This window comes from Terriglobia bacterium (assembly GCA_020073085.1).
Lineage (GTDB): Bacteria > Acidobacteriota > Terriglobia > JAIQFV01 > JAIQFV01 > JAIQFV01.
In genome coordinates this window covers 1-24371 of record JAIQFV010000016.1, presented here as the reverse complement: position 1 = coordinate 24371, position 24371 = coordinate 1, and the positions used below count along the sequence as shown (strand labels likewise).

14 protein-coding genes and 1 CRISPR repeat array are annotated in these 24371 nt (G+C 56.1%); of the genes, 3 read left to right on the top strand and 11 right to left on the bottom strand.

Annotation, left to right across the window (positions count from 1 at the left end):
* Positions 1–43: 43 nt before the first annotated feature.
* From LAO21_16175 to LAO21_16135, 9 genes are all read right to left on the bottom strand, one after another.
* The gene (locus LAO21_16175) at positions 44–1102 is read right to left on the bottom strand and encodes a 3-isopropylmalate dehydrogenase (protein MBZ5554255.1); all 1059 of its coding nucleotides are present in this window, start codon (positions 1100–1102) and stop codon (positions 44–46) included.
* A gap of 39 nt (positions 1103–1141) precedes the next feature.
* Positions 1142–2089 (bottom strand): DMT family transporter, encoded by a 948-nt coding sequence (locus tag LAO21_16170; GenBank protein MBZ5554254.1) that lies wholly within the window; start codon positions 2087–2089, stop codon positions 1142–1144.
* 40 nt (positions 2090–2129) lie between these two features.
* Positions 2130–3236: an o-succinylbenzoate synthase gene (gene menC, locus LAO21_16165; GenBank protein MBZ5554253.1), complete on the bottom strand. Its 1107-nt coding sequence runs from the start codon at positions 3234–3236 to the stop codon at positions 2130–2132.
* A 37-nt stretch (positions 3237–3273) separates the two neighbouring features.
* Positions 3274–4059 carry a GNAT family N-acetyltransferase gene (locus LAO21_16160; protein MBZ5554252.1) on the bottom strand — a complete coding sequence of 262 codons (786 nt, stop codon included), beginning with the start codon at positions 4057–4059 and terminating at the stop codon, positions 3274–3276.
* A gap of 3 nt (positions 4060–4062) precedes the next feature.
* Positions 4063–4914, bottom strand: coding sequence for a nucleoside triphosphate pyrophosphohydrolase (gene mazG / locus LAO21_16155; protein ID MBZ5554251.1), 852 nt, complete (start codon positions 4912–4914; stop codon positions 4063–4065).
* A 148-nt stretch (positions 4915–5062) separates the two neighbouring features.
* A complete protein-coding gene (locus LAO21_16150) occupies positions 5063–5998 on the bottom strand; it encodes a DUF72 domain-containing protein (protein ID MBZ5554250.1) in 936 nt (311 codons plus the stop codon).
* Between the two features lie 60 nt (positions 5999–6058).
* A complete protein-coding gene (locus tag LAO21_16145; protein ID MBZ5554249.1) occupies positions 6059–6547 on the bottom strand; it encodes a tetratricopeptide repeat protein in 489 nt (162 codons plus the stop codon).
* A 66-nt stretch (positions 6548–6613) separates the two neighbouring features.
* The gene (locus tag LAO21_16140; GenBank protein ID MBZ5554248.1) at positions 6614–7090 is read right to left on the bottom strand and encodes a flavin reductase family protein; all 477 of its coding nucleotides are present in this window, start codon (positions 7088–7090) and stop codon (positions 6614–6616) included.
* A 290-nt stretch (positions 7091–7380) separates the two neighbouring features.
* Positions 7381–11598 carry a PAS domain S-box protein gene (locus LAO21_16135; protein MBZ5554247.1) on the bottom strand — a complete coding sequence of 1406 codons (4218 nt, stop codon included), beginning with the start codon at positions 11596–11598 and terminating at the stop codon, positions 7381–7383.
* Positions 11599–12350: 752 nt separating this feature from the next.
* Here LAO21_16135 and LAO21_16130 point away from each other — a divergent pair.
* Both LAO21_16130 and LAO21_16125 read left to right on the top strand, forming a co-directional pair.
* A complete protein-coding gene (locus tag LAO21_16130) occupies positions 12351–14021 on the top strand; it encodes an amidohydrolase (GenBank protein ID MBZ5554246.1) in 1671 nt (556 codons plus the stop codon).
* Between the two features lie 372 nt (positions 14022–14393).
* Positions 14394–15803, top strand: a complete 1410-nt coding sequence (locus LAO21_16125; protein MBZ5554245.1) for a M28 family metallopeptidase — start codon at positions 14394–14396, stop codon at positions 15801–15803.
* 165 nt (positions 15804–15968) lie between these two features.
* Here LAO21_16125 and LAO21_16120 read toward each other — a convergent pair whose 3' ends face one another.
* Complete coding sequence (locus LAO21_16120; protein ID MBZ5554244.1) at positions 15969–18137, bottom strand: glycoside hydrolase; 2169 nt, start codon at positions 18135–18137, stop codon at positions 15969–15971.
* Between the two features lie 51 nt (positions 18138–18188).
* Between LAO21_16120 and LAO21_16115 the strand changes: the two genes are divergently transcribed.
* On the top strand, positions 18189–20495 hold the full coding sequence (locus LAO21_16115) for an LptF/LptG family permease (GenBank protein MBZ5554243.1): 2307 nt from the start codon (positions 18189–18191) through the stop codon (positions 20493–20495).
* 226 nt (positions 20496–20721) lie between these two features.
* Here LAO21_16115 and speA read toward each other — a convergent pair whose 3' ends face one another.
* Positions 20722–22623 carry a biosynthetic arginine decarboxylase gene (speA, locus tag LAO21_16110; GenBank protein MBZ5554242.1) on the bottom strand — a complete coding sequence of 634 codons (1902 nt, stop codon included), beginning with the start codon at positions 22621–22623 and terminating at the stop codon, positions 20722–20724.
* A gap of 487 nt (positions 22624–23110) precedes the next feature.
* Positions 23111–24371: direct repeats of the CRISPR family, unit length 37 nt; unit sequence GTTTCAATCCGCGCCCCGCTGAATTCGCGGGGCGAAC.

Genomic DNA, 24371 nt, shown 5'->3' with positions numbered 1-24371 from the left:
GCTTGAGAAGTAAGGGAAGGTCTGAAATCGGCCGGCCGCTTCCCTACCGCGAGGCCAGCACGCGGCCGGCGATAAAGTCCCCCACTTCGCGCGTTCCGTACTTCCCGTTCAGATCAGTCGTCGTGACATCCTGTTCTATCGAGTCCTTGACCGCATCCTCAATTCGTTTTGCCTCGGCTTCATAACCCAGATGGGCGAGCAACATGGCGGAGGTCAGGATGGCGCCCAGCGGATTAGCGATGTTCTTGCCGGCATATTTCGGGGCCGACCCGTGAACAGGTTCAAACATGCTTGTGACTTCCGGGTTGATGTTTCCCGATGCAGCCAGCCCCAGGCCTCCTTGCAATGCAGCGCCGAGATCGGTCACGATGTCTCCGAACATGTTGTTGGTCACGATCACTTCGAACTGGCCGGGATTCTTGACCATCTGCATGGTAAGGGCATCCACGTACAGATGAGAGGGTTCGATCTCCGGATAGCGCTCCGAAACCTCCTTGAAGACCCGTTGCCACAGGTCGTGGCCATACCGCATGACATTGGACTTGTCACTCATGCATACCTTCTTGAGATGGCTTCTGCGGGCGTATTCGAAGGCGTAAACAATAATCCGCTCGACTCCCTTTCGGGTGTGAAGTTCTTCCTGGAGGGCCACCTCGTCGGCCGTTCCCTTTTTGAAGTTGCCGCCCATGCCGACATAGGCCCCTTCGGTGTTTTCCCGGAAGACCGTGAACTGGATGTCCTGTTCGGTGCGGCCCTTGAGAGGCGTCAGTTTACGGTTGATGAGTTTGACGGGCCGGACATTGGCGTAGAGATCGAGACCAAAGCGAATGCCTAACAGGATGTCGGCGGCGTGGCGCATATCGGGAATGCGTGGATCGCCCAGGGCGCCAACAAAGATGGCGTCGAATTCATTCTTCAGCATGGCAAGCCCGCCCGGGGGCATGGAAACTCCATCCCGGAGGTAGCGGTCGGCGCCCCAGTCGAACTCCTTCAAATCAATCTTGAGATCGCCAACTCTCTTCAGCGCCTCAATCACCTTGACGGCCTCTCGCGTCACGTCAATGCCGATCCCATCTCCCGCAATGACCGCTATTCTTTTCATTACGCTGCCCCTGCCTCAGAACGACGGAACAAGTCCCGGTCACACCAGCCAGTCGAAGACTTCTCTCCCGTGCTCTGCAATGAGAACTCCTGTCATGATGATGATAATTCCAGCCACCAAACTGAGTGTCAGTCTTTCACCCAGGAAAGAGATGGAGAAAGCGCTGGCCATCACGGGCTGCAAATAGGCGTAGGACGCCACCCGGGAGGCCTCGGCATGTCGAAGGGCATAGAAGAAGATCAGGTAGGCGACAATCGAACCGAAAAGAACCATATAACCAAGGGCGGCGATGCCCCGCCAACTGATCATGCCCCAGATTTGACGGTGCCACCCGTAAACACCTGCGGGAACCAGAAATAACGCACCTCCCAGATAGGTGGCAAAGGTCGCTCGGATCAAGCCATGGTGCCGGGCGATATCCTTACTGATGATCGTATAATAAGAGAAAGAGAGTACTCCCGCCATGGTGATGAGGTCACCCAGGAAATATTGAGTTTGCAAATGAAACCCCTGCTTGAGGTTCAGAGCAACCACGCCGAGAATCGAAATGGCCATGCCGGCTACCCGGAATCGGGCCAGACGCTCCATTCCCTTCAACCGGGCGATGAAAAGCACAAACACCGGGGAGAGGGAGATTATCAATGCCGAATGAGAAGCCAGCGATTTAGATAATCCCAGAATAAAAAAAAGTTGGTTCAGAGCGGTGCCAAAAAGCCCGAGCTGGAGAAACAGACTGCGCGGTCGGGAAGTCTTCACCGTCCTTGCGGCACCTCCGCTTCGGGAAACCGCTGAGATCAAGCCGAGGATCAGGGTCGCGGCCCCAATCCTCAGGAAGGCCAGCACGAAAGGCTCGAATTCGCGCAAAGCATACTTGCTGGCGACGTAGTGCAGACTCCAAAACAGCTCCATGAGAACCAGCAAGACGTAAAGGGTCCATCGGCGGACCGGCTCAATCGAGGGTTTGGGAGCTGAAATCTCAATTGTCATTCAGAGTGAGAGGCCGGGACGCCCTCTGCGGATCACTGTCTCAGGCAAAGGATTCTGTTCGATCCGAAAGCTTCTCCACACGTTCCCAGACCGGCTGGTAACCAAACCCCACGCCTCCTGGGACTATGATCCTTCCTTGGGGATTCACTTCAACTTCCGGATCGACGATGTCCTGATTCCAATATCGCTTGCTGGCTGAAACATCACCGGGAAGTTTAAAATTCGCGAGGGTGGATAGGGCGACATTATGCGCCCGCCCGATGCCGGACTCGAGCATCCCCCCGCACCAAACCGGAATCCCTCTGGATTCCGCCAAATCATGGATTTTCTTTGCCTCCGTGTAACCGCCGACTCGGCCGAGCTTCATGTTGATGATCTTGCAGGCCCCAATCCCGATCGCCTTGCGGGCATCATCGACATCGTGGATGGATTCATCCAGACATATGGGCGTCCGGATTTGCCGCTGCAACTCTGCGTGGTCGATAAGGTCGTTCCAGTGGAGGGGTTGTTCCACCATCATCAGGTCATATTCATCCAGCCGCTGGAACACACTGACATCCGACAGGGAGTATGCCGAGTTGGCGTCGCCCATAAGAGGGATCTTTGGAAAATGCCTTCGGACCTCACGGACCACCTCAACATCCCAGCCCGGCTTGATCTTGATCTTAATCCTGCGGTAGCCGGCTTCAATTTCAGTCTCAATTTTTTTCAGCAACGCGGGTACGCTTTCCTGAATCCCGATGGAAACTCCGCATTCGATCTCCCCCCGCTTGCCACCAATAACAGCATGCAGCGGTTGATGGTTCAGACGGGACCACAGATCCCAAATGGAAGTCTCGATGGCGGCCTTCGCCATGTTGTGGCCCCGGATAGGTTGGAACAACGGAGAGACCTCGCGCGGATGTGCAATATCGCGGTGAAGCACTAGGGGCACGATAAATTTCTTGATGATAATCCAGGCGGTGTCCCCGGTCTCATGACTATAAAAGGGAGTTTCACCTGCCGTGACCTCGCCATAGCCGACTTCCCCATCGGAGAATGACCTTACCAGCACAATCGTCCGATCGTAGGTGCGGCCGAAGGAGGTTTCAAAGAAATGCACCAGAGGGATGTGAACCTGAGTAAGTTCGATCCGATCGATTTTCATGAGCCTGTATTTTGTAAATTATATGTATTTCTACAATTTAGTTCTCTATCTTAAAGTTCTTGGTGAGAATATAGGCGCTGTGCTCTTTTCCTCTTTCGAATCCGGTGACATTGAACCCGTCTTTGAAATGATCCTGGAAGCGCTGGCGGATCTCGGCCTGTATCTTTTCAGCTCGCGGCACGTCTTTGGATTTCCAATCGATTACATCCGCCGGAACCTCAACACGACTCTGGCCTTCGGCGAGTTCTGCCTCGGTGCTTGCGGGGGCTTCTCCCAGGATCCTCTTGACGCGGTCGCTGTGTATCCACCATTCTGCGATCAGTCGGTCAGTCGGCAGCCCCGCCTGCAGCCGGCTTGAAGTGATCCCATAATGATTCGGCGAGTAGTGACGCACGATGGCCCCGAGTTTCTGAATATTGAAGTAGGCGTTCTTCAGTTCCAACGGATCGAATGTCCATTCCACGAGCCGAAAACCCCTTTGAAGGGCATCCACTCTCTGTGCCAGTTTCAGGCGCTTCGCCACCCCCTGGTTTCTGAATCCAGCGACAACTGCCAACATGTGGGAATGGATAAACGGCAGGTCCCCCTTCATGCCCGAAAGAGCACATAGAAACCCGATCATTTCCCTATGAGGGGTGAATGCACCAAAGACCTGTCCCCCAATGTGTGAGGCGACGACAAAGAAACGGAGCGGCATCACATCCAGTTCGTCAAATCCCCATACGGAGACCTGGAGATCGACGCACCGGCGGAATTCATCCACGGTGGTGAGTGGACGGATTTCGATTTTGCTTGCAATGGGATTAGCTTGAGAGACGGACATGGGTTATTCGGCGCTGGGTTCCCCCCGCTTGGCCTCCTGCCAGTACCGCTCCATTTCCTCAAGGTTTGTTTGCTCGAAACTCTTGTTCGTCCGCGCCAGCATGCTCTCAATGTAACGGAACCTGTTCCTAAATTTCTGATTTGTCTTTTTTAGAGCAGATTCCGGATCAATCTTAAAGTGACGGGCTAGATTCACGGCCACAAAGATGATGTCTCCGATTTCGTCCTCGACCCTGGACAGCTCGCAAGGCTCCTCCCTGGCGTCCGACTGGGCCTGGGGGGTACCCCTCATCGCTTCACGCAGTTCTTCCATTTCCTCATGGAGTTTGTCGAGGATCTCCTCCGCCCGCGACCAGTCGAACCCGACCCGGGCGGCGCGTTGTGAGAGCTGGCTGGCTTCAAGGACAGCCGGAATGCGGCGCGTCACCCCATCGAGAATTGATGGAGGCTGCATCTCTTCGACTCTGTCCCCACGCTTTTCGGCCCGCTCCGCCCGCTTCATCTCCTCCCAGTTTTTCAGGACCTCGCGAGAATCGGCGACTTGCGTGTCTCCAAAAACATGGGGATGGCGCCGCACCATCTTGGTGCTGATGGCTTTGATGACGTCGTCAATGGTGAAGTGATTTTCTTCCCGCGCGATTTGCGCCAGGAACACCACTTCCAAAAGGACATCCCCGAGTTCCTCACAAAGAGCGGCGGGGTTCTTGTCTTCGATGGCTTCGACCGCTTCGTAGGTCTCCTCGATCAGGAAGTTTTTTAAAGTTTCATAGGTCTGCTCCCGGTCCCAGGGGCATCCCCCTTCGCCGCGAAGCCTAGCCATGATTTGCACGAACTCCTCAAACTTGGTTTGGGTCATGGAGACGCCGAGTGGAGGGATACTCCACCTCATTGAACGTGGTTTGCGCTGGACTTCGTTGCGCCTCGGCGATTATACAGGACACGGCGGGGACGGCAAAGATTTTCGAGCTCGGACGGGGAGGCTCCCCGGCCCGGGAGAAACACAATCACTCTTCTGGGAACAGGGGCAGCGTGTTCCCCGCATCCGGCGACTGCAGTGAGGATTCTGAGGCAATCTCCTTCAATCGGGGATAGACCCGCTTCAGCGGGGCGGGGACGGGGACCGGCTTCCTGGACCATAAATGGAGAAACTCCAGCGCATTGACGACTTCCTGTCCGCGGAAATGGTTATTGAACATTACGTAGACCACCTGGGCGCCATTCGAAAGTTGTTCCACTCGGTCCACCCATTCGTGCAGCTCTTGACCGGAGTAACAATAATCATAGCGCTCGTTCCGAGTAGCCTTCTCATCAAACCAGGCGGCCGAATTCCTGCCATGGAAACGGACATAAGCCACCGGGCCGGTGATCTCAGCGGTGGGGCCGATGGAATACGAGACCGGGGGCTGATCAAGGTTCACAAAGCCGACCTGGCAGCGGCGAAGAAAATCGAAGAACTCCTCATTGAGAAAAGACCGATGACGCACCTCCACCACCAGGGGATCCCCTTCAAACGCCGTGAATAACTGTTTGAGATAATCGAGGTTCTTGGAATCGAGATGAAAAGAATACGGGAATTGAATCAGCACTGAACCCAGCCGGCCACTCCGCTGAATCGGTTGGAGGGCTTGTTTGAAGGAAGAGACGTTGCGGGCAAAGTCGGGTCCTTTGACGTCCGTCCTGCTCTTCCCGTGCGTAAAGTCCTGGAGAAGCTTCACAGTGAAGGTGAATTCCTCCACGGAACTCACCTCGGCACACCATCCTTCGACGACCCGTGTTGAAGGGATTCGGTAGAAAGTCGAATTAATTTCAATGGCCGGGAAAAACTGCGCCACGAAACGCAGCTTGCCCCGACCACCACCCGAAGGATAGACGACGTGTTCCCAGTCAGGGTAGCTCCATCCGGCAATTCCAATTTTGACGTTTGGTTTTCGATGAGCCACGGTTCGATGGTGGTAACCGGTTCAACCGCGTGTCGCCGTCAGCATCAGGGGGACAAGGATTCAGTTCATCCGCGCTTGCAGGCGGCGGAGAGCGTGAATTGCCTCCTCATAGTCAGGCCGGCATTCAACCGCCTTCTGAAATTCTGAAAGGGCCCTCTTCCATTGGCCCTTCATTTCGTAAATGCGCCCCAGGTTCATATGGGGAAAGCAATAGCTTTCATATCTTCGCGCCTCGGTCGCCTGTTCCAACCAGGGGATCGCCTCATCCGGTTTGCCCAACTGAAGCAAATAGGCTCCAATATCATTGTAAGGGTTCCCGAATTCTGCATCCACTTGAATGGCCTTGTGGCACTCTTCAATAGCCTCATCAAGTCTCCCCAGGAGGCTGTAGGTCCACCCCAGGAAGGTGTGCGCCTCCGCGGTTGGAAGCACCTCGATCGATTCCTTATAGAGCCGGATCGCTTCCTCGAAGTCACCATTTTTCTGGAACTCGTACGCCTGTTGCCAAAGCTCCGTGGCGAGGTGAAATCGGTCTGCTTGGCTGCTCATAGGAAATCAACCCGGATTTCGATGTGGAAGCCACTCTCGCCGCGGTTCGTGTGGGCTTAATGTGGCCTATCCGCCGTAGAACCAACCGGTCTCGCGCATGAATAAAGGTGTATCCTCGCGGTTGATATTCACTTCAAGGACTTCACCCAGGACGACCGCATGATCGCCGCGTTCGACGATGTCCGTGACCTTGCATTCGAAGGACGCGGGAGTTTCCTTCAGCAGGGCCCCGCCCGTTTTCCCATTTTCATATTCATGGCCGTTGATTTTGGTTCCCTCAACGGAACTCGCTTTGAAAAAGTCCTGTGCCAATTCCTTTTGGTTCTTTCCCAAAATGTTCACCACAAAGTGCCTCGACCTTTTCACGGTGGCAAAAGTGTCGCTGTCCACTTTGAGCCCTACCATGACCAAAGGCGGGGTAAAGGAAGCCTGGGATAACCAGTTGACGGTGGCAGCGGCGAGATGTGTATCTGCGCGGGACGAGAGGATGTACATTCCATAGTTAATCATCCGCAGGACTTTCTTCTTCGCTTCTGAATCCATGAATTTTCCCTCCCTTGGGGAGACCGGATTGAGACGACATGAAAGGATTCCAGCAGAGGGATTCTATATCCTGGGTGAGTCTGAAGCAATGGACTTTCAGGAGCGCGATTTGAGCGGGTCCAGCAGAGGGGATTCAAGATGAATTGTGAATTTTGCAGGGCCGGATGATTCCCGCTGATCCGGGATTCGACTGCCCAGGAAGCAGGCCGGCTGCCCGCCCCGGTTGAGGGATGGTGTTTGACGCCGGGTGAGAATTGCAATCCTGGACCACGCATCCCGGCGTCTGCGGATCAGTGGTCGAGGACTTCGCGGACTTTCCGGGTCAGCGAATCAGGCGAGAACGGCTTCTGGAGGAACGCAGTCCCCGACTGAAAGATCCCTTGGTACAGCACGGCCTCTTCACTGTACCCTGACATGAAGAGCACCTTGGTTCTGGGCCGGTCGGTGGCGATCCGCGAAGCCAGCTCCCGGCCGCTCATTCTCGGCATCACCACGTCGGTGATCACCAGATCGATGCGGTCCTCATTCCCTCTGAATAAACTGAGCGCTTCTACCCCATCCGATGCTTCGAGAACAGTATAGCCTTTCATCTTGAGCATGGTCCGCATCAATCCCCGGATCGCTTGCTCATCCTCCACCAGGAGGATGGTTTCCGACCCCGCCCCCCCCTCTTCGGGTTCAACAGGAGGTTTGGCCTCGGCCGCGAGAGCATCCACAAGGGGTAGGTAGACTTTGAAGGTCGTCCCCCGCCCCCCTTCGCTGTAAACGCTGATATTGCCGTTACTCTGTTTGACGATGCCATAAACGGTCGAAAGCCCCAGTCCGGTTCCCTTCCCTTTTTCCTTTGTAGTGAAAAACGGCTCGAAGAGATGGGATTGCACCTCGGCGCTCATCCCGGATCCGGTATCGCTTACCGCCAGCATCACGTAACTCCCCGCCTTGGCCCCGGGGTACTTCCAGATGTAGTCGTCGCCCAGGGCGACACTTTTTGTTTCGATCGTCAGCTTACCTCCGCGAGGCATGGCATCGCGCGAATTGACCACAAGATTCAAGATGACCTGCTCGAGTTGCCCGGGATCCGCTTTGACACTACCCAGGGGCGACTGAAGTCCCAGCCGCAAATCGATGTCTTCTCCGATGAGGCGGCGGACCAGTTTTTCCATTCCGGAAACGACAATGTTCAGGTCGATGACCTGAGGTTGAAGGACCTGCTTTCGGCTGAAGGTGAGCAGTTGGCGGGTCAATGATGCCGCTCGTTCCCCGGCTTTCCTGATCTCCTCCACATTTTTCCGCATGGGATCCGATCCGTCGAGACGGATCAGCAGCAACTCGGAGTATCCCATGATCGCCGTGAGCAGGTTATTGAAATCGTGGGCCACGCCCCCGGCCAGTCGGCCGACGGCCTCCATTTTCTGCGCCTGCCGAAACTGCTCCTCCATGCGCTTCGATTCACTCAGGTCGACATACATGCCGTAGATACCCGTCTGCCTCTGGTTGATCACGATGGGGACCCCGTAGATTTGGACGGGGATGAGAGAGCTGTCCTTTCGGCGCCTCGTCGATTGCATTTCAACCGCCTCTCCGTGAAGGACTCTCGAAGATAATAGAGAAGCTTCCTCGGAGAATTCCTCAGAAACCACCGTCTCGTTGATGTGCTTTCCGAGGACTTCATGGGCAGAAAACTGGAACATGGTTTCGAACCCTTTGTTCACCTGGAGGATCTGGTCGTGGTCATCCAACAAGGCGATGGCTGCCGGCGCGTTTTCAAATAGCTGTTGGAAGAGGGTCTTCTGCCGCGCGGTTTCCATCTCTGCCAGTGTGCGCTCAATCAAGGTTTGCGCATTTTCGAGTGCTCCCGCAGCACTTGCGGCCAGCCCCTGGAGCAGCTCCACATCATTTTCATCAAACCCGACGCGCCCCTGGGAGTTGTGAATCTCAAATACCCCCAGGAGTTCCCCTCGCCGATTGAAGATGGGAACATTGACGAGATTGTAAAACCCCAGGGCCTTTTGGACTTCGGGGAGGACTTTGGGATCGTGTGCCGCATCGTTGGCGATATAGGGCTTTCTCGTTTCCAGGACCCAGCCGGGGACGCCGCTGCCGGGCTCAAAGTGGAATTCAATTGGAAGAAGGTTTCCCCTGTTGTTGTATTCGGTGAAGGCCAGTCTTCCCCCGTCCATGAGCCCCGCCGCTCCAGCCGTTGCACCGACCAACTCCATGGCGGACGCAACCAGGCTGCGCATAATGACAGGGACCTCCAACACCGCATTCACCTCCTGGGTGGCCCGCGAAAGAATCTGCAGTTGCCGGCTCCGTTTCAAGATCGCTTCTTCGGCCCGTTTGCGCTCGGTGATGTCCATGAGGATGGAGGCAAACTGTCCCCGGTTCGGACTATAGGCCGCGACTTCGAAGTGTTTCTTCAAGGGCACAGAATAATTCTCAAACTGAACGGGTTCACCTGTCAGCGCGACCTTTCCGTAGGTATCGACCCAGAAGTCTTCAATCTCCGGAAGGACTTGTCGTACGGTCTTCCCGACGAGATGCGCTGATTTGAGGCCGGTCATTGATTCAAAAGCCGAATTCACTTCAAGAAATCGATAATCGAAGGGTTTCCCGCTCTCGTCACAGATGATCTCGTGCAAGGCGAATCCCTCGAGCATGGTCTCAAAGAGTCCCCGGTACCTCTCCTCACTCTGTCGTACCGCCTCCTGGGCCAGCTTCCGGTCCGTAATGTCATGGGAATTGACCACCGCAGTCAACCCCCGTTCAGGATCCTGGTGAGTCCTTCCCGAGGATTCGAAGTAACGCCAGGTTCCGTCCCGGTGTCGGATCCGATGTTCAACCACATAGACTTCACCCGGCTGTTTGATCGACCGAGAAAGGAAACTCACTATGCGCGTGATGTCGCTCGGGTCCACAAATTGAAGGACATCCCGGCCGGTATAGACCTCGGGCTTGTATCCCAGCACGCGTTCGATCGAGGGACTGACGTAACGGATCGTCCGGTCTGCGTTCAGGACAAAAATCAGATCGGAGGCATTCTCGATCAGGGATCGAAAATGTTCTTCACTCTTCCTCAACAACAAGTCGGCTCGTTTGCGCTCGGTGATGTCCCGCACGATGACCTGGGCAGCAGGTTTATCGTGGTAGGTGAATGGCGTCGCGACCACCTCCACCTCGATTGAACTCCCATCGAGCCGGAGATGTTTTTCTTCCAGGGCCGGGAGATCCTCCCCCTCCTTTAACCTCTCGATGCGTTTCTGGACGACTCCCCGGAAATCGGGGTGGATCATGTCCAGAACAGATTTTTCCAGGAGTTGTTCCGCATCGGTTGCTCCCACGAGCCTCACCCCAGCCGGGTTGGTGTAGACAATTTTCCCATCGCACTGAATGAAAATGGCATCCGGAGAGAGTTCGACAAGGCGCCGATAACGTTCTTCCGATTCCCGTGCCTTTTCCTCCAGGGCCCGTTTTTCCCTCCATTGCAGGGCGTCCTCTTCGGCCCGGATCCTCGAGCGATAGTCCCGGTAAACGAAGGAGGAGCCGGTCACCAGGGCAAGAACGGTCACTGCCAGAAGCATTAACGTGTCGCGAAAACTCCTTCTGACGAATGCGGTCACGTCATCATAGGGTGCATTGACAACCACGACCCATTTGGCTTCTTCAAACTCAATCGGGGCAAAAGCGGCCAGCTTCTTGGAGGAATTGCTGACGGCATAGTCGACGATGCCTTGCTTCTCTCTGAGGATCTTCTCGACATAGTTCATGGAGATGTGACATTGAACGCACTCACTCTCCCTGCGGCGTATGCTCCTCAAGACCATTTCAGGATGCTCGGAGTGAAACAAGAGAGTCCCGTTTTCATCAATAACCCAGGCCTGCGGCGCCTTCTTCTTGGGGCTGACAAGGGCCAATTGACCGCTCAGAAGCTCATTCATATCCACGATGAGCGAAATCCCACCAGCGGGCCTTGGGCTGCCCCCGGGGTCATTCGGGAGTCCAGGGTTAAATCGGACGGGCTCAAAAAGAAGCAGGGCATAGGTGGGAAGTCTTTCACCCGCAGCGGCGGGGACCACAATCGGGGATAAGTAGACCTTTCCCCGGTTCTCGGGTTTCCCGGCCCAGGCCAGAAGATCAGCCGGGGCATCCTTCTCGCCGACGAAGCTTTTCGAGGTTGAGTAGACAATCTTTCCGGCATCATCATAGACCGTGATGGCCTTGACACTCTTGTTTTTCACATACTGAAAGTAATTGTCGATGTCTTTGGTCAGGTGGTCCAACTCCAGCGGCTGCGCGGAGGCGAGGGTGGCAAGGAGTCGAACCCGCTGTGAGCGGTCGCGCAGATAGGAGGCGATCTGATTTGCCACATGCCGGGCCATGAGGAGTTGCTGGTCCTGAAAGCCTGACACCACCTCATCTTTGCTTCGCTGGTGAAGGTGAAATGCGAGAAGGGTAACCGCCAGCAAGGCAGCCATGGTCAAAGCGATGATCCCGAAGCTTCGTCTCATAAGGATGACTTTCGATGCAATGGTCTTCTAGTACCTCCCGGGTAGGCATTCATTCCTGGCTCCCTCTCGGCTTAAGGTCAATGGGATTCGAACCAGGACAATTGCACTTCCGATCGCAGAGTTCAGGCGGGACGATACACACCCGCATGGTTTCAGAGTGCCCTCTTCCACCCCTTTGAAGCAATGCCGGGCGTTGTCTCCGCCCCAATTTGTGTCACTCATGCCATCTTTGATATTTTCATCAGGCCGAAGAGGAACCGATCAAACTCAAGTCCGGAACCCCCAACAGGAGTTCCATTAACTTATCGGCTTCTCAAGATTTAGGCCTTAATAGTTTCTGCGAGGGGCCACGTCTGGATTGATCCGGGTCAATCCTCTGTCTTAACCCGAAGGGACTCAGCTCGGACATCTTCAGGGAAACGGGCGCAGGACAGTGGCCCTGCGGCAGGCGCCACTTCCATTCTGGATAAAAGGATGGAAACTAATTGCTAGAATCTGGGTCTCGGGAGAGATAGAATCGGGGCTGGCCTCAGGAAGTGGTTTCAGTATAGGTCCCGGACCCCGAGATGTCCGATCCTCGGGGGTTTCAGTTCAGCGCCGGCTGGCCCTGCAATTTGCTGTTCAATGTTCTACCTTCAAAAAGTCGACACCCAGAGGATCTGGCTATGAAGGCACGAAAAGTTCTCCCGGTTCTGGTGATTCTTCTATTCGCAGCGTTCATCCTGCATCAGGTTTTACGTGCCCAACCCGGAATGAAGGGCTCGCCAGGTGCGGGGAGTGAACCCGCGGACACGGTGTTGCTGAACGGGAACATTTACACCATGAATCCACGGAACCCGCACGGACAGGCCATCGCGATTCTTGGGGACAAAATACGATATGTGGGGACGAACGAAGGGGCAGGACGGTTCAGGGGTCCAAAGACCGAGGTGGTAGATCTCGACGGCAAAACGGTGGTACCGGGCTTTATTGACGCGCACGGTCATTTCATTGGACTCGGAGAAAGTTTACAGCGATTAAGCTTCGTGGAAACCCGCAGCTTCGAAGAGGTCGTCGGGATGGTAAAACAGAAGGTCGCCGAGAGTCCCCGCGGCGAATGGGTGCAGGGGCGCGGTTGGGATCAGACCCGATGGCCTGTCAAAGATTTTCCCCACCATCGGGAACTGAGCGCCGTTTCACCCGAAAATCCGGTCTGGCTGACCCGCGTGGATGGCCATGCGGGGCTTGCCAATGCCCGGGCAATGGAAATAGCTGGGATTACCCGCCAAACTCCGGACCCGCCCGGGGGCAGGATCGTCCATGATGAGAAATCCGGCGAGCCCACGGGAGTCTTTGTGGACAATGCCATGTCCCTCATCGGACGTCATATTCCGCCCCTTACGCGCGACCAGATCAAGAGGGCTGCCCTGCTCGCAATCCAGAAGTGCCTCGCGGATGGGTTGACCGAGGTCCACGATGCGGGGGTGGGCAGGGAGACGATCGAAATTTACAAGGACCTGGTTGACGAGCGCCGATTCGACTTCCGCATCTATGCCATGATCATGGCGACGGGTAGTCCCGCCAACTCGCCGGCAGCCATGACACTGGATGCCTACCTGAAGACGGGACCTCTCATTGGATATGGTGGAAATCGACTGACGGTCCGATCCATCAAGATTATAGCGGACGGCGCGCTCGGATCCAGGGGAGCCGCGATGCTGGAGCCGTACAGTGACGATCCCAAGAATACCGGGCTGATGGTTACACCCCAAGAGGCCATTTATGCCTGGGCCAAGAAGGCCACGGATGGGGGCTTCCAGGTCAACACGCATGCCATTGGCGACCGTGCCAACCGCATCTGGCTTGATATCGTGGAAAGCCTCGAAAAGGAAAACCCGAAAGTGAAAGAGTTGCGCTTGCGCGATGAGCATGCCCAGATCCTGGCCATGAGCGATATCCCCCGCTTGGCGCTATTGCATGTCATCCCCTCGATGCAGCCCACCCATTGCACCAGTGACATGCGATGGGCCGAGCAGCGCGTGGGAGCGGAACGGATCAAGGGAGCCTATGCCTGGCGCTCGCTTCTGAAGACCGGGGTTCGCATTGCGGCCGGATCCGACTTCCCGGTGGAAGACCCCAACCCGCTGTGGGGATTTTATGCGGCGATCACGCGCCAGGACCAAAGCGGGTGGCCGACGGCCGGCTGGTTTGCCCAGGAGCGGTTGACCCGTGAAGAGGCGCTTCGATCCTTCACCTTGGACGCAGCCTACGCGGCGTTTGAGGAAAAACTGAAGGGATCCATTGAGGAAGGGAAGCTCGCTGACCTGGTGGTTCTAAGCCATGATATTATGAAAATTGAACCTCAATTGATTTTGCGAACGGAAGTTGAGAAGACCTTCCTGGGGGGTAAACTGGTCTACGGAAAAGTGACGTCAAGGCCCTGAGTGAAGATCCTCCAGGGAGCGATCTCCTGCGTTTCCCTGAATCAGCCAGGGGCGGAGAGAGGCGAAATTTTCGCGGGGAATCGAGCGTGATCTTCAAGCGGCGGCCCCGAGGAAGTGGCTTCGAGCACCCCTCAGGACCCTTGCGGGAAAGTCTTCTTCCCAAGCCTTGCGGCTTCGGGGGAGCAGCTTCCGCGAAGATTTACTTGGTCCCGGCGTTGAGACATCTTATCCGGAAAGCCCTTGGTTTGGGACTTCCCGAAGTGCTGTCCAATGCCGCGGTGGACGCGCTTCCCCAGCTTTTGATTGACGAATCGTCCTTTACCCATGCCATTATTTTATCACGGGAATCTATTCCAATCGCCAGGAGTGTTTATGCGAATCCGTTTCGGCGCCATTGTGATTTTGCTTGTCTCGATGAGTTGGGTCATCCCTTGTTCCGGCCAACCGCTCCCTGCCCGCAACCCGGAAGTTGAAAAGATCGTCCAGGAAATTTCGCCGCAGAACATCCAGCAGATCCTCGACAAGCTGGTGAGCTTTGGGACCCGGCACACGCTCTCCGAAACGGCCCCTGAGGACCGCGGGATCGGAGCGGCCCGTCGATGGATTAAAAACGAATTGGAAAAGTATTCCAAGGACAGTGGTGGGCGGCTCAAGGTCGAATTCGACTCCTTCATCACTGATCCCAAGGACATTGAGCCCCGCTACCGGTCCCGCGTCCCCAAACCCACCGAGATCGTGAACGTGGTTGCGACCTTGCCGGGTTCACGGCCGGATTCCGCCGCCCGAATCTATGTGGTGAGCGGGCATTATGATTCCATGTGCACACAAATGATGGACACCAAGTGCGACGCCCCCGGAGCCGATGATGATGCCAGCGGCACCGCCGTCTCGATGGAGCTGGCACGAGTCATGAGCAAGTATCAGTTCGATGCGACGGTGGTCTTCCTCTGCGTCGCGGGCGAGGAGCAGGGGTTGATCGGGTCCACGCACTGGGCCCGAGCGGCAAAAGAAAAGAAATGGAACATCGCGGCGATGCTCAACGACGACATCGTGGGCAACATTCAGGGAGGTGGCGAAGAGATTAATAATCAGATCGTGAGGGTGTTTTCCGAAGGGGTGCCGGTCAACGAAACTGAGGCAGACAAGCGGTTGCGTGAGGCCATCGGGGGCGAAGATGATTCACCCTCGCGACAGCTGGCGCGCTACATTGAAGAGACCGCCGTCAAATACGTGCCTGATTTCAAGGTCCTGATGGTCTTCCGTCGGGACCGATATGGACGCGGGGGCGACCATACGGCGTTCAATGAAAACGGGTTCGCGGCCGTTCGGTTTTCCGAACTACACGAGGATTTCAGACACCAACATCAAACCCCACGAACTGAAGGGGGCGTCCAGTATGGCGATTTGCCCGGGTTTGTCTCACCGGGGTATATCGCCCAGGTCGCCCGGCTCAATGCCGCCTCGCTGGCCTCACTGGCCTTGGCTCCCGCAGCGCCCGAGAATGTCCGGTTCGGCTCGGCGCGCCAAGCCTACGACACCCTCATCCATTGGTCTCCCAATCCTGAATCGAACGTCGCCGGTTATGCGCTGGTTTGGAGGGATACCACGGCGCCGGATTGGCAACATGAACTGTATGTCGGCAACGTCACGGAGTTCACCTTGAAGGGCCTGTCAAAGGACAATTTGATCTTTGGAGTACGGGCCGTTGACAAGGAAGGTGATTTGAGTCCGGTTACGGTGCCCAGGCCGCCCAGCCCTCAGCGAGGGGCGTCGGGGCGGTGACCGCCGGCTACCGCTCAGTTTCGGCGGGACCCGCCTCGGCTTCCCGCGAAGAATTTTCTTGGGGATGAATTCTCAAAGCGGGCTGGCGGGGCCGTGGGTAAGAGGGTGATGTGAGAATGGCGGTCCCTTTAAGGGCCGTTTTATGGACAGGACGATTCGTGACGCTCATTCAAATGAGGTGTCGTCGACCCTCAGGTTCCCATGCATGGGAATGCGTTCAACGGGAACGCCGCCAATCTCCAAAAGGACGTAAAACGAGAGCGCACCGCCGGGTTGAGCAGGCCACAGGGACTTCCGAATGCGGGCTTCGAACATTCTATCGAAGGCCGGTTCCGCGTCCGCACGGTCAACAGCCCGCTCCGCCGGTACTTTTTCCTCCCGGAGGAGCACCGAAAGGGCAACGTGTTTCGCTGCGGCATCCTTGAAGACCAGGCAGGTGTCAGCATCGAAATAGAGCCTTACATCAACGGCTGGATGACTCTCGAGGAGTGGCTCCGGCAGATCAATCCTTATAAAAACATTTTCTTCATCCCATCCGTATAGGAGCCGTTCAAAACTTTTTCGACCCTGATGCATGGTGCTCTGGGATTCCTCGATCGATCCCGCCCCCATCCATTCGAAATAACTGGAGACCCGGCCATCGATGGAGGGATGTACCCTCCCCAACGGAAGAATGTGAAGGCGCTTCGGGATCTGTCGTTTCAACGGTTGCGCCAGGCTTCCGGGGATGCTCAGTCCCATCTGCTGGTAACAGTTAATGAGGTGGGAACGGAACAACCGATCAAAGCGAAAATCGTTGACCGTGGAGTGTTCGGGTCCGTACCACCAGCACCAGTCACTCCCTTCCGCTGCGAGCAGCGATTCCCATGCTGCCTTTCCGCGGGGGCTGCCTGCAAAATCGGGATGGGTTTTCGTGAAGATCTCCATCGCCTCACGGGTCTCGGAAAGAAGTTCCCAGGCGCGGTTGTCCTCAGGGTCCCCGATCCAGATCGAAAAATCGGAGTTAATCCAGGAACCGGGCCAGATATTCTCCAATCTTCGCTCATGGGTGCTCAATTGGGCGCAGGCTTCGGAGAAAGTCACCATCTCGAGGCCGGGGTCCTCAGTCAAGCGCTGGTAAAGAGCCTTCAAAAAGGGACGGCCGTTCTCGGGGAAGTAATCCCATGCGTTCTCGCCATCAAGGATGACGGAGACGCAGGGTGCAGATTCTCTGGAAAGTTTGACTGAAGACTTGACGCGATGCACGAAATTCTCTGCGGCGTCTCCCGCCGGCATCCTTGAATAGTGGAAGCCGATGGCATCGGAGAGTTCCCGATCGCGGAAGAAGATGTGCAACGAGGTATTGCGATATCGGTAGGGGGCGTGCAACATCTCCGAGTGGTGGATTTCCCCGCTGGGGGCCCGATGAAACGCCAGCCCCAGGCTGCGAGCCAGGATCCCCTCGTCGGTCGCGGTCCACAGAAACCCGGCGTCGGAGATCACATCGAGAGCGGCGTTGGAGACCGAACCTTCGGAAGGCCAGACCCCGGAGGGGACCTGGCCGAAAAGCCTTTGATGTTGCTCCACGGCGCGATTCAACTGCAAAGCAGCATCCTGAGGATACCGGAAGGGTTGCGCCGGGAAGGGAGAGCGAGGTTGCGATTGACTGGCAATCGACGAATCACAGAGCAAGGGGAGGATGGGATGGAAGAAGGGCGTGGTTGAGAGTTCGACCTGCCCCCGCTCTGCCGCCTGCCGATAGATTGGGACAAGGTGAGATAATATCTCCACCTCCCTGTCCCGGAGTCTGGCTTTGTCCTCATCGGAAAATCGTCGCCCTTTTTCAACCAGCGAGCGGGTCACCGGATCTCGGGTGAGGTAGATCTCATCAAACCAGCACAACTGGGAGAGAACCTGCAAATCAAGAAGATCCTGCGCCCCGAATTGTCGGAGTCTTGCGCTGGAGGGCGGACCGGGGGATTGATGGGCGCGTTGGAACAGCTCTTCGAACCTTGGAAAGCGGGCAATCTGATGTTCATAATTGGCTTGAAAGAAGTTCTCCAGCATCGAGAGCTTCTGATCGTCGGTCAGAGAGGACACGGGCTGGAAGGCGAGCGTGAAAAGCGGATCGACCTCCGGATGGGCAAGAAAGTCCTCGATCTGGGAGAGAAGTGAAGGGACCACATTGAAGGTCATTCGGGCGCGGGGAAAGTCATCGAGCATGGCGACCATCCCCCAATAGTCCTTCAGGGCGTGCAAGCGCACCCAGGGCATTTCCAGCAGTCCCCGGAGGGAATCCTTGTAAAATGGTTGATGCATGTGCCAGAGCAGGGCCAATTTAATTTTTTCGGGCATAAAAAAATATATGGTAAATTGATGAGGTCGTTCGCCACGAGATTTTGAAGCATGCGAATTATATCACGCGCAATCTTTCGTGAAATTCTCTCCCCCACCCTCCTCGGGTTGCTCGTCTTTACTTTCATCCTCTTCGTCCGGGACATGGGAAAATTGCTGGAGATGGTGGTCAGCAGCACGGCCTCACCGGCACTGATCGGGAAGCTCTGCCTGCTGTTGCTCCCCAACATCTTTCTCTTTGCTATTCCCATGGCGGGGCTACTCGGTATCCTGGTGGGGCTGGGACGGCTCTCGGCGGATGGCGAAGTGGTCGCGCTTCGTGCCAGCGGCCAATCCATCGCGGCGTTTGTGAGGCCGGTTCTCCTTCTGGCGTTCCTTGCCGCCGGGCTCAATCTGGGACTTTCCCTCGAGATTGTGCCCCGAGTGAACCGCATGAAGCAGTCGGTCCTGACCCAACTCGCCCGCTCCCAGATCGGCACCGAGATCAGCCCCCGCGTCTTTGATGGACGGTTCCCGAATTTGATTCTTTACGTTCAGGATATCAGTGGGGATCGCTGGAACGGGATCTTCCTGGTCGACGTTTCCAAAGCGGATGAGCCCAAGATCACGTTGGCGCAGAAGGGAATGTTGATTGTTGACCGCCCCAAGGATCGACTCCAGTTGTACTTGGAAGAAGGAGGAACCCACCTGCTTGCGCCTCAGAGACCCAGCGAGTACTCCATGATTCACTTCACGCACAGCGAAATTCCCCTGCCTCCGATCGTCGCGAAAGGGGCGCAGGCAACCCGGCGGTCGCTGAGCGAATATACGAACTGGGAACTCCTGAACGAAACGAGGAAGCCGATCGCTTCCCGGTCTTTCCGTATCGAATTGTACCGGCGGTTCGCCCTTCCCTGTTCCTGCATCGTGCTCGCCCTGCTCGGGATCCCCTTGGGGATCTCCTCCCGGAAAGGCGGCAAGTCCTATGGGTTCGTCCTGAGCCTGTTGGTCATCAGCGCCTATTATCTCTTGTTTGTCAGTGGATCCCGGTTTGCCGAGGATGGCCGGCTTTCACCTTTTGTGGGGATCTGGGGAACCAACCTGATCTTCCTGTTCTTTGCGGGCGTTCTTATCTTTCTTCATGAGCGGTCCCTGTTCAGGATTTCACGCCCCGCCTTTCTGGATGCCCGGGGGATGAGAAGGGCCGCCCAGTTGAATAATACCGAGTCCTCCACCGCGCAGCCGTCCGGGAAGGTCATCTCTCTATTGCGCTTGATCTCTCCTCATATCCTGGACGAATACATTCTGCGGGGATTCTTCGCCTACCTCCTGCTCTCCCTGGCTGCTTTCATCATCATCTTTATCATTGTCACCCTGTTTGAGCTCATCTCGGACATCGTGAGAAATGATATCTCTCCGCTGACCACCATCTATTACTTTGTCTTCCTAACTCCTCAGATTGTCTACACGCTGACCCCCCTCGCGATCCTGGTGGCCACTCTTGTGAATTTTGGGTTGTTGACCAAGACCAATCAGATCACCGCCATGAAGGCCTCGGGTTTAAGTCTCTACCGCCTTTCCCTGTCGCTGCTTTTCAGCGCGGCCGTGATCAGCGTCGGTATGTTTGTACTGCAGGACTTCGTGCTGCCCGGATCCAATCAGCGCCAGGACATGTACCGGAACATCATCAAGGGCAGGCCTCCGCAGACGTTTCTCCGTCCCAATCAGAATTGGATTGTAGGGACGGGGAATGCACACCTCCAGATTTACAATTACAACTACTACGATCCGGACAAGCAAGTCTTTGCGGGGCTCTCTGTTTTTGAGATCGATCCGCACTCCTTTGAGATCACGCGACGCATCTTCGCCCGACAGACCTACCGGGATGCGTACTCGGACCGCTGGATTTACGATGACGGCTGGGTGAGGGATTTTGCCGCGGGTGCGCCTGAACCTTATCGGACGTTCAGCGTGACCACCTTTGCGGAGATGACTGAGAAACCCGAGTACTTTGTCAAAGTGGTGAAATTGAGCGAACAAATGAACGCCCGAGAACTGTGGCATTACATTGGATCACTGCAACAGAGCGGGTTTGATGTGGTGCGGCTGATGGTCCAGTACTATCGAAAATTCTCATATCCGGCCATGGCGTTTATCATGGTTTTGATCGCCATCCCGTTCTCCTTCTCCACGGGCCGGCGAGGGGCTCTGTACGGAGTGGGGTTGTCGATCGTAATCGGAATCGTTTACTGGGCGGTGGCGGGACTCTTCGAGGCGATGGGCTCCTTCAACAAGCTGAATCCGATGATTGCGGTATGGTCTCCGAACCTGTTGTTCGGACTGGGCGGGCTGTACCTGCTTCTGACGATTGATACGTGAGCCCCAGATGTCAGTTCTCGGCGCTCAGTTGTCAGAGGTCAGAAGTCGGAGGTCGGACATCAGAAGACGAATGACGGAGGCCAGAAGCCGGGAATCAGAATTGAATGGGGTGGAATCAGGACCTTTAACTTTGGACTTTGAACTTGGAACTTTGATCTTGGAACTTTGAACTCGGAACTTTGGTCTCCGGACTTTGGACTTTGAACTTTGAACTTCGAACTTTGAACTAAGATAGATACGTGTAGCTGTCCAGCAGACGCGAATAGTTGGCGAGCAGTTCGTGCTCGTCCTCATCTTTGAGCAGCCCTTCCTGGCGCAGTCGCGACACGCTGTTCCCCAGCAATTGCAGCAGCGTGTCCACATCGTAGCCCATGTAACTCAGGACCTGCCGGACGACTTCCCCCCGCACGATTTTTCGGAAATGAAACCGCCCGTTTTCGTCCACCACCACGCTCACCTCGTTGACTGCGCCGAACAGATTATGCAGATCCCCGATGGCTTCCTGGTAGGCCCCCACCAGCAGCAGGGCGATGTAATAGGGGGTGCCATTGAGGGAGTGCAGTTCGAGGGATTCCTTCGTGTCCCGCACATCGACAAACTTATCGATGCTCCCGTCGGAATCACAGGTGACGTCGCACAGCGTCCCGTATTCGGTGGGGATCTCGTTGAGCCGATGGATGGGCATGATCGGGACCAGTTGGTCCAGCGCCCAGATGTCGATGGCGGACTGGAAGAGCGAGAAATTACAGATGTACTTTGACGAAAGCAACTTTTCCAGGTCTTCAAACTCTTCTGGACGATCTTTCATCGATTTGGAAAACTTCACGGCCTTCCGGCAGATGTCCCAGAAGAGCTGTTCGCCCTTGGCCTTTTCTTCGAGGTCGAGAAAGCCCAGGTCAAACAGGGCGATGAATTCCTCGCGGTGTGCCAGGGCATCGTGGTAATACTCCATGAAATTCTTGGCATTGATGTCGCGCGCCAGATCGACCAATTCGCGAACCGGCTCCGATTTGGTGCCATTCGCCATTTCGATCAGCGCGGCGGCACTGGCCCCCGGGGAAACGGCCTGTCTCACGTCGGTGATCAGCATGGAATGGTAGGCGACAACGGCGCGCCCGCTCTCGGTGACCACGATCGGCTCGGGCACATTCTCGCTCTGACACACCTCCCGCACGGTGTAAATGACGTCGTTCGCAAATTCCTGAATCGTGTAATTGACACTGCATTCCGAGGCGGTGCGGCTGCCGTCGTAGTCCACGCCCAGTCCCCCCCCCACATTCAGGTACTGGACGTTGAACCCCATCTTATTCACCTTGCAGAACACGCGCGCCGCCTCTTTGACAGCAGCTTTGATCCGTTTGATGTTCGTAATCTGAGAGCCGATGTGGAAATGCAGCATCTTCAAGTCCTGCTGGTGGCCGACCTCGCGCAGGTGGTGCAGCGCCTTGACCAGTTGGATTGTATTCAGGCCGAACTTGGCAATCTCTCCACCCGACTCCTCCCACTTGCCGCTACCCCGGGTATAAAGCTTGACGCGAATCCCCAGCTGAGCTTCGAGCTCCAGCTTCTCCGCCAGGCTCAACGTCATCTTGAGATCTTCGATGTCTTCGATGACCACAATGGACGGCTTCTGGAGCTTCTGACATAAGAGCGCGCTGCGGACAAACAGCTCGTCCTTGTTCCCGTTGCAGATAATCAGCGCGCCGGGGGACAGGGGCATCGCCACGGCGAGTGCCAGTTCCGCCTTGCTCCCCACCTCCAGCCCGTAGCGGTACTTGGCCCCGGTGTGCAGGAGGCTCTCGATGACATCCAGTTTCTGGTTCACCTTGGTCGGGAAAACGCCGAGATGTCCGCCGCCATAATGGAACTCGTTAATGGAATTCAGAAACGCCTCGTGAAGATCGGTGACCTGGCATTCCAGCATCTGGGGAAACCGCAGCAGGATGGGGGTGCCGACTTTGCGCCGTGCCAGTTCGCACACCACGTCATACACGTCGACCTGGAGGTGCGGATTCTTGGTCGGGGTGACCGAGAGGTTGCCCCTTTGGTTGACCTGAAAATATCCGGCGCCCCAGTTTTCGACGCCATACAACTTGGATACCAGATCCGTGGTTTCGGAACTGGGCATTAACTGTGTTTCGGCAGGAAGGGGGTTCATTTCCAGTCAGTCTCCGGTTTAAGTTGTGTTTTGGACCATGTGGAACCAGGCGTTTCCCCGCCCGCGCGGAGCTCCTGAATCGAACGAGACACCGCAACACCGCCCTGTCGGCAGGTAGACTCTCTTTAAACCGATCAGAGGTGCTGCTTGAACACCATTCAAATTCTTTAGTCCAATGGGGGAGGCTTCAAACCGGGCCGATCCAATCGTCGACCGTTGCGCATCCTGAGTATCGCGCCTCCCTCCTTCTAATTTTTCTCAATCTACTAAAAATAAATTTTCGCGTCAAACTAAAAGATACGGATTTCACTCAAAACTTTGAGGAGAGGAAAAGGGGCAGGCACAACGCACATCGACTGGTGCTGCCGGAATCATAAAAGGGAGGGGAATGAGCGGCAAATGGTGCAATTGCGGAGTTGTTGGGTGCATAGCGCGCCGGAGGGTCACCCTTAGGGATTCTGCAATGCACGGCCCGCTGAACTTGCGAAGCGAACGCCGTAGTAACGACTTCAGTCGTTGCTCGGTCTGGTTTCAATCCGCGCCCCGATGAATTCGCGAAGCGAACGCCGTAGTAACGACTTCAGTCGTTGCCCAGCCTGGTTTCAATGCGCGCCCCGCTGAATTCGCGGGGCGAACTCTTTCGATATGCACCCGTTGCGGCGCGGCCATTAGTTTCAATCCGCGCCCCGCTGAATTCGCGGGGCGAACTGATTTCCATGTTGCGTGAAAACGTAATGATTTATTGTTTCAATCCGCGCCCCGCTGAATTCGCGGGGCGAACCCGAGGGCAATGACCGGGCCTTGTGGTGATTCTGGTTTCAATCCGCGCCCCGCTGAATTCGCGGGGCGAACCAGTCGGTCGCGCGGCTGCTGGTCCCGCATTATCCCGTTTCAATCCGCGCCCCGCTGAATTCGCGGGGCGAACAATTGCATCGCCGCCGCGACATCCTTGTCGGTGATGTTTCAATCCGCGCCCCGCTGAATTCGCGGGGCGAACGAGATCGAACTTAGGATGCAGCTACTGAGCGATAGTTTCAATCCGCGCCCCGCTGAATTCGCGGGGCGAACGTGCTTACACCTCACGCACGCCAGGCATCCGACCGTGTTTCAATCCGCGCCCCGCTGAATTCGCGGGGCGAACTTTTGGAGTACATTGAAACGGTGGGGGAAGACCCGGGTTTCAATCCGCGCCCCGCTGAATTCGCGGGGCGAACGTCGAAAGGTTCGAGCGCATGAAGAGATGGCGCTTGTTTCAATCCGCGCCCCGCTGAATTCGCGGGGCGAACCATGCAAGCCAAAAGCCAAAGCCAGATGAATATGTTTCAATCCGCGCCCCGCTGAATTCGCGGGGCGAACAAAGTCTTCAGGATAAGGCTCCTTGCCGTTTCCTTGTTTCAATCCGCGCCCCGCTGAATTCGCGGGGCGAACCCGCTCTCCCGACCTACCAGGATGCAGGAACCAGGGTTTCAATCCGCGCCCCGCTGAATTCGCGGGGCGAACTCCTGGGTGTGTTAACCCTGAACATCTTTTTTTGGGTTTCAATCCGCGCCCCGCTGAATTCGCGGGGCGAACGCGGGATCCCGACGTCATGCGGGCGCTGCCATGGTGGTTTCAATCCGCGCCCCGCTGAATTCGCGGGGCGAACCATTCGAAGTCGGTCCGCAGTGTGTATGATAAAAAGGTTTCAATCCGCGCCCCGCTGAATTCGCGGGGCGAAC

Coding starts and splice junctions, on each gene's coding strand:
- LAO21_16175 (MBZ5554255.1), bottom strand. CDS start 1,102: ATGAAAAGAATAGCGGTCATTGCGGGAGATGGGATCGGCATTGACGTG.
- LAO21_16170 (MBZ5554254.1), bottom strand. CDS start 2,089: ATGACAATTGAGATTTCAGCTCCCAAACCCTCGATTGAGCCGGTCCGC.
- menC (MBZ5554253.1), bottom strand. CDS start 3,236: ATGAAAATCGATCGGATCGAACTTACTCAGGTTCACATCCCTCTGGTG.
- LAO21_16160 (MBZ5554252.1), bottom strand. CDS start 4,059: ATGTCCGTCTCTCAAGCTAATCCCATTGCAAGCAAAATCGAAATCCGT.
- mazG (MBZ5554251.1), bottom strand. CDS start 4,914: ATGACCCAAACCAAGTTTGAGGAGTTCGTGCAAATCATGGCTAGGCTT.
- LAO21_16145 (MBZ5554249.1), bottom strand. CDS start 6,547: ATGAGCAGCCAAGCAGACCGATTTCACCTCGCCACGGAGCTTTGGCAA.
- LAO21_16140 (MBZ5554248.1), bottom strand. CDS start 7,090: ATGGATTCAGAAGCGAAGAAGAAAGTCCTGCGGATGATTAACTATGGA.
- LAO21_16135 (MBZ5554247.1), bottom strand. CDS start 11,598: ATGAGACGAAGCTTCGGGATCATCGCTTTGACCATGGCTGCCTTGCTG.
- LAO21_16130 (MBZ5554246.1), top strand. CDS start 12,351: ATGAAGGGCTCGCCAGGTGCGGGGAGTGAACCCGCGGACACGGTGTTG.
- LAO21_16125 (MBZ5554245.1), top strand. CDS start 14,394: ATGCGAATCCGTTTCGGCGCCATTGTGATTTTGCTTGTCTCGATGAGT.
- LAO21_16120 (MBZ5554244.1), bottom strand. CDS start 18,137: ATGCCCGAAAAAATTAAATTGGCCCTGCTCTGGCACATGCATCAACCA.
- LAO21_16115 (MBZ5554243.1), top strand. CDS start 18,189: ATGCGAATTATATCACGCGCAATCTTTCGTGAAATTCTCTCCCCCACC.
- speA (MBZ5554242.1), bottom strand. CDS start 22,623: ATGCCCAGTTCCGAAACCACGGATCTGGTATCCAAGTTGTATGGCGTC.